We start from the raw sequence: 14,811 nt of genomic DNA on the forward strand, positions 1-14,811 counted from the left end.
ATGTCGTTCCAAGACAGGAGTGTTCGCTGTACTGAGATGATCGAGCCGACGAGTGTCTGGTCGACGACCTTGGTAGATCTTGTCAAGGTATCTCACCCCAATGGGAGAACACCGTGTCCTACAGATATTTCGGTAATTGAGTGAGTAATGATCACAAGGAGAGCCCGGTGTGGTCGAGGAAGGCGTGGCACAGGTCGTAGCTCGAGCCGATCCGGGTCAGTCCGGCCTCGGTCGCCACACGGACCTCGTCGAGGGTGTCGGGGCACAGATTGGCCAGTTCGGTGGATTTCATGTTGCCCCAGACCTGTTCGATCGGGTTGAGGTCGGGCGCATACGCCGGGAGGCGTTCGACGTGGAGCCAGTGGCGTTGGGTGGCCAGCCACGCGGTCATCGCCTTGGACCGGTGGGCCATGAGCCCGTCCCAGAGCAGGATGATCTTCTCGCCGGCGAAGTGGGTGCGCAGTTCGGTGAGGAACTCGATGAGTTTGTCGGTGTTGTAGGCACCGTCGGTCATGGAGAACACGAACGCGCTGCGGTTGCGGTCGGGGCGATAGGCCAGGACTCCGGCCATGGACATGCGTTTCCAGGAGAATCGGTGATGCAGAACAGGGGTCACGCCTTTCGGCGCCCAGGTCGCGCGGACCACCGGGAGCAGCGACACGCCGCTTTCGTCCTGGAAGCAGATCCACGCACCTCGGCGCCGCGCTATTTTTTTATCCGCGGCCACTCGTTCTCGCGCCAGGCGACGATGGCGTCCTCGTCGCGTTCGACCGCCCGCCGTGCGGGACGTTGCCGGCTCCAGCCGAGCCGGGTCCGCAGGATCGTCCAGGTCTGGGTGGGCCCGTAGGTCACGCCGGTGACCCGCTCGATCACGATCGCGACCCGGCCCAGGGTCCATACCCCGGTGGCGAAGCCGTGCGCTCGAGGTCCTTGGAGTAATTCCTCTCGGATCACCTCGATCTGGGTGTCGTCGAGACGAGGCCGGCGTCCCGCCCGACCTGCACCTTCGAGCGCTTCGCTACCGCCTTCGGTCCACTGCCGATACCAGCGGGAGGCGGTCTGCTGGGAAACCTCCAGCTCGACCGCGACATCGATCTGCCGCCGTCCCGCGGCGAACATCTCCGCCGCCTGCATCCGCCGCTCACGCAACGCGTCGAGATCACGACGAGCGCCGCGTTGCTTGACTTTCCGGGCGTCGGACTCCTCGCCGGAACCGGTCTTCTTCCCTGCCATTCGTCAATGATCAAGCAGCACGGCGCGAATCACGTGCAACGACACGCCCTATTACCGAAAGATCTTTAATCGGAAACCAACGTGCGAAGCGCCTCCCGCGTTTCGGCATCGGTCGAATAGATGACGGTGCCGATCATCCCGCGAGTGAACAGAACCTTGTACACGTTCCGCACCAGCCGGTCGAAACGTGCGTCGGGAATTCTGGTGCGATTTCTGAAATCCGGATCGCGGTTCGCTTCGCGGATGGTGACGAACCGTCCGTTCCGCCAGACCAGGTCGGGGCCGATGATGACTCCGTTCCAGTCGTACTCGAATCCCTGGGCGGTGTAGACGCAGCCGATCTGGCCGAACCCGCCATCCTCGGTCGCCCAAAGAGCAGAGGGAGGTGCGTCGCCGACTCGGCGGTCACTCTTGCTGTTCCACGGGCGTGCCCAATTGCCGATCTGAACATCGGGTACCAGCTGCCCGCTCTTGTCTGCATCGCTCCAGGGCCAGCAGTAACCGGCCGTCATCCGGGCCGAGTAGCCGCGTTCCATCTGCTGCTGGAGAAGGTGCTCCATGTCCTCGGGTGAGTCGGCGACCCGCACGGTGAACTGTGGATCCCCCTTCCACGCGAACGGGCCGCCATCTTCGAGGTCGAGAAGTCGCTTGACCCACAACAGGTACTCCTCGCTACCTCCACACCGGAACTGTTCGCTGAGATGGATGTGATGGGTCTCGAGTCCCAGAGATGCTGCGTAAGACTGAATCTGGGCGAAGGAGCCCATCTCGCCGGGGCGCACCACCTGATGTTCGTCCAGCAGGAACACCGGGACGCGGGCTGCCGCGATGAGTTCGTCGATCTGAGGGCGGCCGGTGCGCAGTTCCGCCCGCGTGTAACGGTCGACCGACGTCTCCCGGATGCGGTGGGCCTCATCGAGGATGAGTACGTCCAGACCGTTGCGTTCGGCGGTCATGAACTGGTTGAAGTACTTGAACATCTTCTGCACACGCGGAGCGCGGTAACCTGCGACCTTCCGCAGTGTCTGGGTGAACGACCGGGATCCCGTCGCATGAAGAACGGTTCGTCCGCGGCGGGCGAGTTCCCCGAGCAGCGACAGTGCAATCACACTCTTGCCGCTGCCCGGCCCACCCGTCACGATGATGACCCGCTTGCGGTCGGCGGCGCGCGACTGCTCCACCTCGTGAAGTACGAGGTCCACCGCGAGCTGCTGGTTGCCCAGGAGATGGAATTGGGGTCGATCCCGAACTTCTGCGGCAGCGACCTTGAGGAGTTGCTGGGACGGTGCGATCGCCGACTTCATCAGCGCATCCCCGGCCGCATACCCGGGGGTGGGCGCGAGACGACTTTGAAGGAACGCGATCATGTCCCCGCGCTCGGCGGCAGTGAACATGCGCCCGGTGATGCCCATCGGGTACGACCGCAGATCGGCGACCGCTCCGGGATCGGTCGCATTGTGCAGATAGGCGATGCCGGCCAGCGCATCAGGCTGGTCCGCGACGGTACGGGCGAAATCGGCGAGGTAATCGCAGTAGCCCTTGACCTGAGCCGCGGGGTGCAGCTTCGGACCGCCCGGCATACCGTCGACCTCGACGAGTTCGGAACTATCTTCGTACCGGTGTGCTGCCGACCACTGCTTCAGCTCCACCACAACGTAGGAGGCTGCACCGGTTCGTGGGTGGACTCCCGCCAGGACGACGTCGGCGCGCTGCGACGTCAGCGGCAGGTGATATTCGACCAGCATCTCGACCTCTTCGAGACCGGCGTCGACGAGATCCTGTGCCAGGACGGGAAGACTTCGCGCCCACGCCCTCTGCTCGGCTTCGCCGGCACGACGTCCTGTGCGGAACAGCATCTGCTCCAGCAACTGCTCCACCAGCGATTCTGGACGATCCAGGTCGGCGATCCGGCGGGCGGTGGTACGAAGAAGCGTCACAGTCAGGTCCCCAAGGCAGCACGAATCCACTCGTGCGGGTGGGGACATGTCCTGGACTGCTCACCGCAGCGGAAGTCCGTCGGGCCGCAGACTCGAGACTATCTCGACGCAATCTGTCGGGCCTCGCTAGGGGAGTGGGCTTGGTAGGTCCCGGCGCTCTTCCACAACATCGAACCGGCCGGCAGTGCCGCATACAGGCCATGCGCAGCCGAGGCGGTCCGCTTGTGCAGGACGGGGATGCGTGTGATGACGGAGACCTCGGACAACGATTCCCGTTCCAGGGCTCGTGTCACGTGTTTGCGCACCGGGATGCTTGCGGACTTGTCGAGGTTGCATCGCGCATCGGTGGCCACCAGGTTGGCGACGCCGTCGATCGGGATCATCGACCACGGCACGACACGGTCGATCTGAATTTCGGAGGACAATCGGCTTCCGCAGTAGAAGCATCGATCGGACTGCAGTTCGCGCAGAGGGTCGACAAGGGCGCGCAGAGTGGTGCGATCGGTGCCGAACAGGAAACCGTCGATGTCCTCCGCATCGAGTTCGGCACGGTTCAGATCGATGACATCGCGCGCCCACAGGGAACGCACGAACGTTCGGAGCAGCGTTGCCGTACGTCGCAGTCCATCAGGTACGCCGGGACGTAACACGATGACACCGATCCGGTCGACGTCGCTCATCGTCATCTTCTTGTGGAAGCCGCACGCATCGAACAGAAACGCGTCTCGGAGACGGCTGTGCGGGATGGTCTGGAGGTGTGTGAGCGGCTGTTGAGCCACGGTCAGGCGTAAAGAGCGAACCAGACGCTGATAGAGCGGGTGGAGGGACTCGCGTGCAACTTCCACGAGGTCCGGATCCGTCCCTGCACGTGGTCGGGGAAGCCGACGGGCGCGCCGGCCCGGGCGACCGCCCGGCTGCTGTCCGGTCAGGAGTCGGCTCACGCCGGGGAGCTGATCGACAAGCGGTTCCCTGTGGTCCAGCACGTCGGGGTGCATCTCGCCCACCGGCTGATGCGGACATCGACCCTGCACTACGAGCTGACCGACGTCACCGACCTGTAGGACGTCGATTCGATCCGGTGTTCTCGACTGCGGTATCCGAAGTCGGGAACACCGAAGTTGCGTCGGCCTACCCTGGGGACGTGACCATCCTGGTGACGGGCGCGACCGGCAACGTCGGCCGGCTCGTGGTGGACGAGCTGCTCCGCGCTGATGTGCCACAGGTCCGTGCCCTGACCGTGAACCCCGCCCGCGCGGCGCTGCCCGACGGGGTGGAGGTCGTCCGGGGATATGTGGGTAAGCCCGAAACCTTGGGTGGGGTGTTCGACGGTGTCGACGTCGTCTACCTCGCTCCCGTCCCCGCGGTGGCCCGCGAGGTTGCGGCGCTGGCCCGGGACGCGGGGGTACGGCGGATCGTCACCCTCACCGGCGGGCCCGGGACGGAGTGGCACGGCATCGAGGGGGACGTCGAGGCGTCGGGGCTGGCCTGCACGCACCTCGAGCCGGGGGAGTTCATGACGAATGCGACCGTATGGTCGGATCAGATCCGGAGGAGCGGCCGGGTCCTCGGTGCGTACCCCACCGCGGCCAACGCCCCGATCGCGCTCGAGGACATCGCCGCGGTGGCCGCCCGGGCACTGCTCGACGAGTCGCATTCCGGACGGACGTACGAGCTCACCGGACCGGAATCGCTGACCCACCCCGACATGGTCCGCGCCCTCGGGCGGGCCTTGGGCCGCGACATCCCGTTCGTCGAGGTGCCGCGCGAGGAGGCCGAGGCGGTGCTCGCCGAGGCGATGGGGGAGTATGCCGGCTGGTACCTGGACGGGCGGGCGAGGCTCGTCGACCACCCGCAGGAGCCCACGACGACGGTGGCCGACGTCCTCGGCCGACCGGCGACGACCTTCGCGCAGTGGGCGGAGGCGAACGCCGACCTGTTCCGCTGACGACCGCGCCTACACGGGATCGAGTTTCAGCACCACCTCGACGCGCCCGCGCGCGTCGCGGGTGGCGACGGCGTGCCCGCTCCGCTCGTGCCCGTCGAGTTCGATGCTCATGGGCGCACCCTCGCCGAGGAAGTTGCGCCACCACGTCTTCTCGTCGGGCATCGCGACGCGGATCGTCACCGTGTCGCCCGAACGCCGGTAACCGACAGGCAGCGTGATGGTTCTGCCGGACTTCCGTCCCGTGTAGGTGATCGGTGCGATGTGGTTGCGGATGCGGTCGCCGATCACCGGGAGCCCGGCGGCCGTCATCACGGCGGAGTTGAAGGGCCCTGCCATGCGGAGAATCGATCTGCCGAGTGTCATGTCAACCTCCCGACGGTCACGGTACGGGAACGGAAAAGATGCCGTCGGGTACGTGCAGAAAACACACGGCTGATGCATAAAGGAATATGTCCGGTTCCGGCCCCGGAAAGCGGGGCCGGAACGACCCGAATCGATACGCGCGGAGGGGTTTCGATGAAACTCGAGGCAACTCGTGGGCAAATGGCACACAATTGATTTCGGAAACGAGTAGGCAGACTGAAAAGGTACGAACTGGTCCATCTCCCGCCCGTTCGGGTCATACCGACGCAGACGGGCGGCCTTGCGTTTTTCGGGGTGCACGATGGTCGAAGCAGTCTTGGGACTCCACGCGAGGAACGACGAACCCGATGCGGCCCGTACCGGACCGATCGCCCGTGTCGAGGACGACTCCGGTGGGGGCGGCCCCGCGCTCGGAAGGCTGCTTGCCGTTGCCACACTGACGCCGGCGCAGGCGGCGCTGCTCGCCACGGACGTCGTCGATCAACTCGAACTGGCCCACAGCCGCGGCATCCATCCGATCCGACTGCGGGGCCACGCCGTCCGGGTGTCCGAGTCCGGGGAACTGTCGATGGAGTGCACCGGGACGGCGGGCTCCTGGGACGAGGTACGCGGCGCAGCGACGGAGCTGCTCCGGCAGATCACCCGGAACTGCCGCAATGCGGACTTCGCGGACAGGGTGGACGAGGCGATTGCCGGATCGTCGGACCTCGTCGGCCTGGCGCGACGGGTACGTCACGCCGCTGCAAAGGAATTCGATCCCGCCCAGGTGGAGCGGAAGCGGCGCCAGATCGCCGCGCTCGTCGCCACAGTGGAGGGCCACGCGCGCCTGGAGGACACCGTGGCGGACCGCACCGACATATCGATCCCGGTGTCTCCGGTCCCTCCCACCGAACGGCACTCGGCTCCGCCCATGGGCAAGACCTGGCACCGGAAACGGAGGCGCCCCTTTCGGCGCCGGGGACTCCTCGCGCTGCTCGCCGCCCTGGTGCTCGTCGGCCTGGGATGGGTGGCGCCCACCGCCTGGGTCGAACTGAAGGAGGGCTGGCAGACCCTGCTCGGTTCGGGTGAACCGGCGATGGACGACCGGATCAGTCCGGTCTCCCTGCCACCCGAGGCACCCCCACCGACCGAGCCGGGTGTCGCGGCGGGTCCCGTCGACATCGCTCTTCCGGGGTCGGCCGGACCGATCAAGGAGGTCACCGCGACCTTCGCGAACGGCGGCTGCGAACCGGGTGGCACGTGTGCCGTGCGCGCCGACGTCGGTCTCGACCCCGCCGCGAACATCGGTGCGGTGACCTGGAATCTGACCGTCTACGACCGGTGCACCGGAGAGACACGGCCGGGCGCCGACATCACCGTGCCGGTGTCGCCGGGCGCACCCGAGGCCTACGGCATCGGGATCGTCGACCTGCCGCCGGGGTCGGCGCTGGCCGTCGCCGCCGTGACCACCGTCCCCGTCGCGGTGGCGTCGCAACCGGTGTACGTGCCTGCCGAGACCGCCACCTGCCCGCCGGGGGGCTCCGGTGCGGGTGGATAAGGACAGGACGCCCACGGACAAGAAACCCTCCGACCCCTGGCTCGTCACCGCGGCGATCGCGCTCGTCGTTCTCGGCATGCTCAACATGGTGTCGACGGGCATGCCGTCGCTGGCCCTGCGCCACGCGCTGCTCGGCGGGGTGGGTCTGGCGGCGATGTGGGCGACCTCGCGGCTGCGGGCCACTTCCCTGACCCGGTTCGGGTGGGGGCTGTACGTCGCCACGGTCGTATTGCTCGTCGCGGTGCCGGTGATCGGGGTCGCGACCAAGGGCGCACAACGCTGGCTGAACCTCGGCCTGTTCACACTGCAACCGTCCGAGATCGCCAAGCTCGCGCTGGTCATGGTGCCCGCGGCGATCCTCGCCGCCGGGTACACGCTGCGCCGGTTCCTGCTGGTCCTGGTGGTCTCGGCGGTGCCGATCGCCCTGGTGGCGCTGCAACCCGACCTGTCGACGGCCGTGGTGCTCGTGGCCACCGTGGTGCTCATGCTGATCCTGGCGAAGGTGCCGATGCGGCTGCTGCTGCCGATCTTCGGGGCCGGTCTCGCGTTCCTGCCGTTGTCGGTGCTGTTCCTGCGCCCCTACCAGCTCGAACGCATCCACGTGTTCCTGTCGGACTCGGCCGACCCGCAGGGCTCGGGCTGGGCGGCCTGGCAGGCCGACATCGCGATCGGCAGCGCCGGATGGTGGGGGCTCGGCCGGGAACCGGACTTCGGGTTGCGCGCCGAGTACCTTCCCGAATCGGAGCACGACCTGGCGTTCGCGAGCCTGGTCTACGGCTGGGGGCTGGCCGCGGGCATCGCCGTCGTGCTGGCCGTCGTGGTGATCGTGTGGCGGTCGGTGCTCGCCTCCCGGGTCGCGCGCACGCGGGAAGCAGCGCTGGTCGCGGCCGGTGTGGGTGGTGTGTTCGGTATCCACACCGCCGTCTCGGTCGCGCAGTCGCTGTCGCTGCTGCCGCACACCGGCATGCCGATCCCCGTCTTCAGCTACGGCGGCACCGCCTCGATCGTCGGGTTCGTGTCGATCGGTCTGGTGCTCGCGGTGCGCCGCGACGGCGTGACGAAGAGACTGTGGATCACCGAACCCCGCAAACGCCGCCTGCCCCGCGGGGTGACGGCGGGCGCGCTGGTGACGACGGCCTCACTCGTCGCGATGTCGGTGTTCGCCTGGCAGCTGCAGACCGATCACGGCCCGGAGCTGCGCGCGACCAGCGACACCCAGATGCTGCGCTGCATCCGCCTGCCCGCCGAGCGCGGCCAGATCCTCGACCGCAACGGCGTCCCGGTGGCGTCGAACGTCGCCGAGTACACCGTCGCGGTGGTCGCCCGCATGTTCGCCGAGAGCAACTCGACGGCGCACGCCGAACTCGCCGCGCTGCTCGGCATGCCGCAGGACAAGCTCGACGAGGAGATCCGCAACGACGGCGGGGAACTGCAGGTCGTGCTCGCCCGGGTCGGCCCGGAGCAGGCCCGCACGATCGTCGACGCCCAGCTGCCCTGGGTGCTCGTCTACCCGACCGGGCGCCGCCAGTACCCGCAGGGCGAGGTGCTCGCGTCGGTGCTCGGCTACGTCGGGATCGCCGACGAGCAGGACATGCAGGTCTGGCCGACCCTCGCGCTCGGCTCGCGGGTGGGCAAGGCCGGCCTCGAGCGGCAGTACGACGCGTTGCTCCGCGGGGTCGACGGCCGCCAGTGCGTCTACGTCGACCCGTCCGGCCGCCCGGTCGGTACGGGGGAGCGGGTCGACCCGATCCGCGGCCACGACCTGCGGTTGCATCTCGACCTCGGGATGCAGCGGGCCGCGACCGACGCCCTCGCCCAGGCCGTGCACTCGAGCGGCGGCGACCTCGGCGCGGCGGTGATGATGGACGCCCGCACCGGCGCGGTGCTGGCGCTGGCCAGCGTGCCCGGTTACGACAACAACGTCTACGGACCCCCGGCCGACCTGGCCGCGATCGAGGCGCAGACCCAGTCGCCGGGACGGATGCTCAACCATGCCGTGCAGACCGCGGTGCCGCCGGGCTCGACGTTCAAGATCGTGACGGCGTCGTCGAACGCGGCGTTCGACGTGCTCTCACCCGACGCGATGCTGGCGGGCGGCGCGGCCTACACCTACGGCGGCCACACCTTCGCCAACTGGCAGCCGATGGGACCGAACGACCTGCTCGGCGCGATCCAGTGGTCCGACAACGTCTACTTCTACCAACTCGCCGATCTCCTCGGCCCCTACCGCATCGCAGAGACGGCCACGGAACTCGGCGTGGGTTCTCCCTCGGGCATCGACCTGCCCGCCGAATCCGCGGGCTTTCTCGGCACCCCGGACAACGTCGAGAGCATCGGCGGCGCCTGGTATCCGGGCTCGACCCTGCTCATGGGCATCGGTCAGGGCACCGTCACCGCCACGCCGGTGCAGGTCGCGCGGTGGACGGCGGGCATCGCGTCGGGGCAGCTCGTGACCCCGCAGCTCGCCGCCGCCTACGGCCCCGGCGACGCGGTCCCGATCCCCACCGAACAACCGCGCCCGCTGTCGTTCGCGGACAAGCTCGAACCGGTGCGCGCGGGCATGCGGGCGTCGGCGTCGGCCGGCACCGCCGGTCAGCTCGCGAGCCTGCCGGTGACGGCCGCCGCCAAGACCGGCACGGCCGAGGATCCGTCGGCACCCGGCAAGGGCCTCAACGCGTGGTTCTCCGCGGTGGTGCCCGCCGAGTCTCCCGAGCTGGTGGTCACGGCCCTGGTACGCGGCGGTGGCTTCGGGTCGGCGACCTCCGGCCCGGTGGTCAAGAGCATCCTCGAGCGTTATCTCGCACAGACCCGGCCGCCGACCCCGTGACGGGGCCGACGGCCGGGGATCGTGTGATCAGGCTGCGGCGTAGGCGGAGACCACCTCGGGGCGGTCCATGCACGCCGTCGCACCCTCGGCGACGCAGGTGAGCGGACGCTCCGCGGTCTTCACCGGCAACCCGAAGGCCTCCTCGAGCAGCTGCGACATGCCGCGCAGCATCGAGCCGCCGCCGATCGCCAGGATGCCCTCGGACATCACGTCGCTGATCGCGCGCGGCGGCAGGTCGTCCAGGCACGTCGACAACGTCTGGACGATGCCGGCCGTGGTGGGCCGCACCGCGTCCATGATCTCCTTGGTTTCGAGGGTCACCAGCCGGGCCCGGCCGGTGGCGGCGTCGCGGCCCTCCACCACGAGCGACTGTTCGTCGGAGGTGGCGGGTGTTCCGACCTTGGCACGTTCGGCGGTGAACTCACCGACGACCACCTGGTGCTCGGACCGCAGGTACGACAGGATCGCCTCGGTCAGGTCGTCGCCCGCGATCCGGGTGCTGCGATGGGCGAGGATGCCGCCGTAACAGAGGGCGGTGACTTCCGAAGTGCCACCGCCGATGTCGACGACGAGATGGGTGCGCGGTTCGAGCGGATCGATCCCGCAGCCGATGGCCCCCGCGACCGGTTCCGGCACCAGGCCGATCTTCCGGAGCCCGGCCTCGTGCCCGACCTCGAGCAACGCGCGTCGCTCCAGCGGGGTGGCGCCGGCGGGCACCGTCAGCACGCCCGTCGGCCGCAGTCCGATGTGCCGGCGTGCACCGATCCGTTCGAGGACCGCGGACAGGTACGTCTTGGCCGTCTCCAGATCGACGATCACCCCGTCGCGGATCGGATGTATCGGGGTGAGTTCGGGTGGGGTACGGTCGACGAGGTCGCTCGCATCGCGGCCGATCGCCAGTGCACGGCGCCGATCCGCCGCCCGCACTATCATCAGTGAGGGTTCGTTGAGGACTATGCCTTCGTCGGGCGCACCGACAACCGTGTTTGCAGTTCCGAGATCGATACCGAATCCACGCACGTCCGCCTCCAGGAGGATTCCACCGAAATGTCCGGTGGTGTACGGCTGCACAGTCGAGAAGTTGCGTGCACCAGGTTACCGCCTGGGAATCCGCACAGAGCGCTTTCGATCGATTGTGTGGCCCCAGCCCCGGCATCCGGGGCCGGAACCACACAAATCGGTTACAGCGCGACGTATTTCGTCTCGAGATACTCCTCGATACCCTCCGCGCCGCCCTCGCGGCCGAAACCCGATTCCTTGACACCGCCGAACGGCGCGGCGACGTCGGAGATGACGCCCCGGTTCACGCCCACCATCCCGGATCTCAGCGCCGATGCCACCCGCATCGTCCGGTCCAGATCACGGGTGTAGAAGTAGGCGGCGAGACCGTAGTCGGTGTCGTTCGCCGCGGCGACGGCCTCGTCCTCGTCGGCGAAGGTCGTGAGGGCGACGACGGGCCCGAAGATCTCCTCCTTCAGCACCCGCGCGTCGGCGGGCACCCGGTCGAGCACGGTGGGCGGGTAGAAGGTGCCCGGCCCGTCGGGGATCTCACCACCGGTGAGCAGGCGCGCGCCGCGCTCGACTGCGTCGAGTACCAGTTCGTGCACCCGGGCCCGCTGCTTCGAGGTGATGAGCGGGCCGAGGTCGGTGCCGTCGTCGAGTCCGTGCCCGACCTTCACGGCCTCCATCCGCACGACCAGCTTCGCGGTGAACTCCTCCGCGACGTCCTCGGCGACGTAGAAGCGGTTCGCCGCGGTGCACGCCTCGCCGCCGTTGCGCATCTTCGCGGCCATCGCCCCGTCGACCGCGGCGTCGAGGTCGGCGTCGGCGAACACCACGAACGGTGCGTTGCCCCCGAGTTCCATGGAGGTGCGCAGCAACCGGTCGGCGGACTGACGGACCAGCAGCTTGCCGACACCGGTGGAGCCGGTGAAGGTGACCTTCCGCAGCCGCGGGTCGGCCAGGATCGGTTCGGTCAGCGCCGCGGCATCGGTGGTCGGCAGGATCGACAGCACCCCGGCCGGCAATCCGGCCTCGGCGAAGACCTGCCCGAGCAGCAGCATCGTCAGCGGTGTCTCGGGAGCGGGCTTGACGATGATCGTGCAGCCCGCCGCCAGCGCCGGGCCGATCTTGCGGGTGGCCATGGCCAGCGGGAAGTTCCACGGCGTCACCGCGAGCACCGGCCCGACCGGCTCCTTGGTGACGAGGATGCGGCCGTTGCCGGCGGGCGAGGTCGCCGTACGCCCACCGATCCGCACCGCCTCCTCGGCGTTCCAGCGTAGGAACTCGGCGCCGTAGTTCACCTCGCCGTGCGCCTCGGCGAGGGTCTTGCCCATCTCCGAGGTGATGGTGCGGGCGAACTCGTCGGCGCGCTCCTTCACCAGATCGAAGGCCCGCCGCAGGATCTCACCGCGTTCCCGCGGCGGGGTCGCGGCCCACGACGCCTGGACCTCGGCGGCCAGGTCGAGGGCGCGCAGCCCGTCGGCGGGGGAAGCGTCGGCGACCTCGGCGAGCAGTTCGCCGGTCGCGGGATCCTCGACGGGGAAGGTCGCGCCGGTGGACGCGTCGGTGAGGGCACCGCCCAGCCACAACTGGGTGATCCACAACGGCGTGCTCACTGCGCCGCTCCCACGAGGACACCGGCGGTGGCGCGCACCGCGTCGGCGAGGACGTCGAGACCGTCGACCAGCAGTTCGTCGGGAATCACCAGCGGCGGCAGCAGCCGGATGACGTTGCCGTAGGTGCCGCAGGTGAGCAGGATGACGCCCTCGGCGAGCGCGCGGGCCGCGATCTCCGCGGCGGCCTGCGGGTTCGGCTCCCGGGAGCCGGGCTGCACGAGCTCGATGGCGAGCATCGCACCGCGACCACGGACCTCACCGATCACGTCGACCTCCTCGGCCAGGGCCTGCAGCCGCGGCACGGCGATCTCCTCGATCCGCCGGGCCCGCCCGCACAGGTCCAGCTCGGCCATCCGGTCCAGCGTCGCCAGCGCCGCGGCACAGGCGACGGGGTTGCCGCCGTAGGTGCCGCCGAGGCCACCGCCGTGGACCGCGTCGATCAGCTCGGCGCGACCGGTCACCGCCGCGAGCGGCATCCCGCCGGCGACACCCTTGGCGATGGTCACCAGGTCGGGGACGATGCCCTCGGCGTCGCTCGCGAACCAGGATCCGGTGCGGGCGATGCCGGTCTGCACCTCGTCGGCGACGAAGACGATGCCGTTCGACTTCGCCCAGTCCACCAAGGTGGGGAGGAAGCCCTCGGCCGGGACGATGAACCCGCCCTCGCCCTGGATCGGCTCGATCACGATTGCCGCGACGTTGTGCGCGCCGACCTGCTTGTCGATCTGCTCGATCGCCCGCTGCGCGGCCTGCACCCCGGTGATCTCGGTGCCGTCGTGGTTGAGGCCCTCACGGAAGGGATACGACGCCGGGACGCGGTGCACGTCGGCGGCGAACGGACCGAAGCCCTCCTTGTACGGCTTGTTCTTCGCCGTCATCGCCATCGTGAGGTTGGTGCGGCCGTGATAGGCGTGATCGAAGACGACCACCGTGCGGCGGCCCGTCGCGACCCGCGCGATCTTCACGGCGTTCTCCACGGCCTCGGCACCGCTGTTGAACAGCACCGTGCGCTTGGCGTGATCGCCCGGGGTGAGCTCGGCGAGTTTCTCCGCGACCGCCACGTAGCCCTCGTAGGGGGTGACCATGAAGCAGGTGTGCGTGAAGTGCGCGGCCTGCTCCTGGATCGCCTTCACCACCGCCGCATCGGAGCCACCCACACTGGTGACGGCGATACCCGAGCCGAGGTCGATGAGGGAGTTGCCGTCGACGTCGAGGACGATGCCGCCGTCGACGTCGGCCGCGTAGACGGGCACGGACGACGCGACACCCGCGCCGACGGCATTGCGGCGACGCTCGGTGAGCGCGGCCGAGCGCGGGCCGGGCAGCTCGGTGACGAGCCGGCGTTGCTGGGGGATGCGGTATTCGATCTCGGGCATCGACGGGCCTTTCGGTACAGCAGGAGAGGGATCAGGCCTTCGGCAGGGCCATGGCGGACAGCAGTTCGTAGCCGACGTGCGCGGCCGCGATGCCGGTGATCTCGGCGTGGTCGTAGGAGGGGGAGACCTCGACGATGTCGGCGCCGACGAGGTTGGTGCCCGCGAAGGCGCGGAGCATGCGCAGCAGCTCGCGGCTCGTCAGACCACCGGCCTCGGGGGTGCCGGTGCCCGGGGCGTGGGCGGGGTCGAGGACGTCGATGTCGACGGAGACGTAGACGGGCCGGTCTCCGATGCGGGCGAGCATCCGCTCGATGGCCGCGGCGACACCGTCGATCTCGATCTCCGGGGAGGTGACGGCCGAGAAGCCGAGCATCCTGTCGTCGGACAGGTCCTGGTCGCTGTAGAGGGGGCCGCGGGTGCCGATGTGCATGCTGGCCTCCTTGTCGATCAGGCCTTCCTCGGAGGCCCGGCGGAAGGGGGTGCCGTGGGTGATCGACGCACCGAAGTAGGTGTCCCAGGTGTCGAGGTGCGCGTCGAAGTGCACGACCGCGACGGGACCGTGGCGCCGCGCGACCGAGCGCAGCAGCGGCAGGGCGATGGTGTGGTCGCCGCCGATGGTGAGCAGGCGCGTGCCGTCACCGGTGAGGGCGTCGGCGCCGCGCTCGATGTCGGCCACGGCCTCGTCGATGTCGAACGGATTGCAGGCGATGTCGCCGGCGTCGGAGACCTGCATCTCCTTGAACGGCGAGACGTCCAGGGCCGGGTTGTAGGGGCGCAGCAGCTTCGACGAGGCGCGCACGTGCGCCGGGCCGAGGCGGGCACCGGGCCGGTAGCTCACGCCGGTGTCGAAGGGGACACCGACGATGGCGACGTCGGTGCTGGTGACCTCGTCGAGGCGGGGCAGGCGCGCGAAGGTGCCGGGCCCGCTGTAACGGGGGATCTGCGAGGCGTCGACGGGTCCGATGGGAGTCATGG

General features: G+C 68.9%; 12 protein-coding genes and 1 pseudogene. 4 read left to right on the forward strand and 9 right to left on the reverse strand.

What is annotated here, in order from left to right:
• Positions 1 to 151: 151 nt before the first annotated feature.
• The 4 genes from OED52_RS06650 to OED52_RS06665 form a co-directional block, all read right to left on the reverse strand.
• Positions 152 to 727, reverse strand: coding sequence for an IS630 family transposase (locus OED52_RS06650; RefSeq protein WP_229567206.1), 576 nt, complete (start codon positions 725 to 727; stop codon positions 152 to 154).
• A complete protein-coding gene (locus tag OED52_RS06655; RefSeq protein WP_228524482.1) occupies positions 706 to 1,233 on the reverse strand; it encodes a winged helix-turn-helix domain-containing protein in 528 nt (175 codons plus the stop codon). The genes OED52_RS06650 and OED52_RS06655 overlap by 22 nt, the downstream gene beginning before the upstream one ends.
• Before the next feature lie 65 nt (positions 1,234 to 1,298).
• Entirely contained in the window at positions 1,299 to 3,170 is a 1,872-nt protein-coding gene (locus OED52_RS06660; RefSeq protein WP_264153871.1) for a DUF2075 domain-containing protein, read from the reverse strand.
• Positions 3,171 to 3,268: 98 nt separating this feature from the next.
• Positions 3,269 to 3,850 carry an HNH endonuclease domain-containing protein gene (locus tag OED52_RS06665; protein WP_264153872.1) on the reverse strand — a complete coding sequence of 194 codons (582 nt, stop codon included), beginning with the start codon at positions 3,848 to 3,850 and terminating at the stop codon, positions 3,269 to 3,271.
• 156 nt (positions 3,851 to 4,006) lie between these two features.
• Here OED52_RS06665 and OED52_RS06670 point away from each other — a divergent pair.
• Positions 4,007 to 4,231, forward strand: a pseudogene (locus tag OED52_RS06670) (PNPOx family protein); the annotation flags it as partial.
• Positions 4,232 to 4,311: 80 nt separating this feature from the next.
• Positions 4,312 to 5,115: an NAD(P)H-binding protein gene (locus OED52_RS06675; RefSeq protein WP_264153873.1), complete on the forward strand. Its 804-nt coding sequence runs from the start codon at positions 4,312 to 4,314 to the stop codon at positions 5,113 to 5,115.
• 9 nt (positions 5,116 to 5,124) lie between these two features.
• Here OED52_RS06675 and OED52_RS06680 read toward each other — a convergent pair whose 3' ends face one another.
• Positions 5,125 to 5,451, reverse strand: a complete 327-nt coding sequence (locus tag OED52_RS06680; RefSeq protein WP_413247724.1) for a hypothetical protein — start codon at positions 5,449 to 5,451, stop codon at positions 5,125 to 5,127.
• Positions 5,452 to 5,779: 328 nt separating this feature from the next.
• Between OED52_RS06680 and OED52_RS06685 the strand changes: the two genes are divergently transcribed.
• Positions 5,780 to 7,015, forward strand: coding sequence for a hypothetical protein (locus tag OED52_RS06685; RefSeq protein ID WP_264153874.1), 1,236 nt, complete (start codon positions 5,780 to 5,782; stop codon positions 7,013 to 7,015).
• A gap of 76 nt (positions 7,016 to 7,091) precedes the next feature.
• Positions 7,092 to 9,842: an FtsW/RodA/SpoVE family cell cycle protein gene (locus OED52_RS06690; RefSeq protein WP_264154608.1), complete on the forward strand. Its 2,751-nt coding sequence runs from the start codon at positions 7,092 to 7,094 to the stop codon at positions 9,840 to 9,842.
• Positions 9,843 to 9,869: 27 nt separating this feature from the next.
• Here OED52_RS06690 and OED52_RS06695 read toward each other — a convergent pair whose 3' ends face one another.
• The 4 genes from OED52_RS06695 to speB form a co-directional block, all read right to left on the reverse strand.
• Complete coding sequence (locus tag OED52_RS06695; protein ID WP_264154609.1) at positions 9,870 to 10,862, reverse strand: rod shape-determining protein; 993 nt, start codon at positions 10,860 to 10,862, stop codon at positions 9,870 to 9,872.
• A gap of 161 nt (positions 10,863 to 11,023) precedes the next feature.
• Positions 11,024 to 12,460 (reverse strand): NAD-dependent succinate-semialdehyde dehydrogenase, encoded by a 1,437-nt coding sequence (locus tag OED52_RS06700; RefSeq protein ID WP_264153875.1) that lies wholly within the window; start codon positions 12,458 to 12,460, stop codon positions 11,024 to 11,026.
• Entirely contained in the window at positions 12,457 to 13,836 is a 1,380-nt protein-coding gene (gene gabT, locus OED52_RS06705; protein ID WP_264153876.1) for a 4-aminobutyrate--2-oxoglutarate transaminase, read from the reverse strand. Before gabT ends, OED52_RS06700 begins: the two co-directional genes overlap by 4 nt.
• Positions 13,837 to 13,867: 31 nt before the next feature.
• Entirely contained in the window at positions 13,868 to 14,809 is a 942-nt protein-coding gene (gene speB / locus OED52_RS06710; protein WP_264153877.1) for an agmatinase, read from the reverse strand.
• Positions 14,810 to 14,811 lie beyond the last annotated feature (2 nt).

Source organism: Rhodococcus sp. Z13 (assembly GCF_025837095.1).
GTDB lineage: Bacteria > Actinomycetota > Actinomycetes > Mycobacteriales > Mycobacteriaceae > Rhodococcus > Rhodococcus sacchari.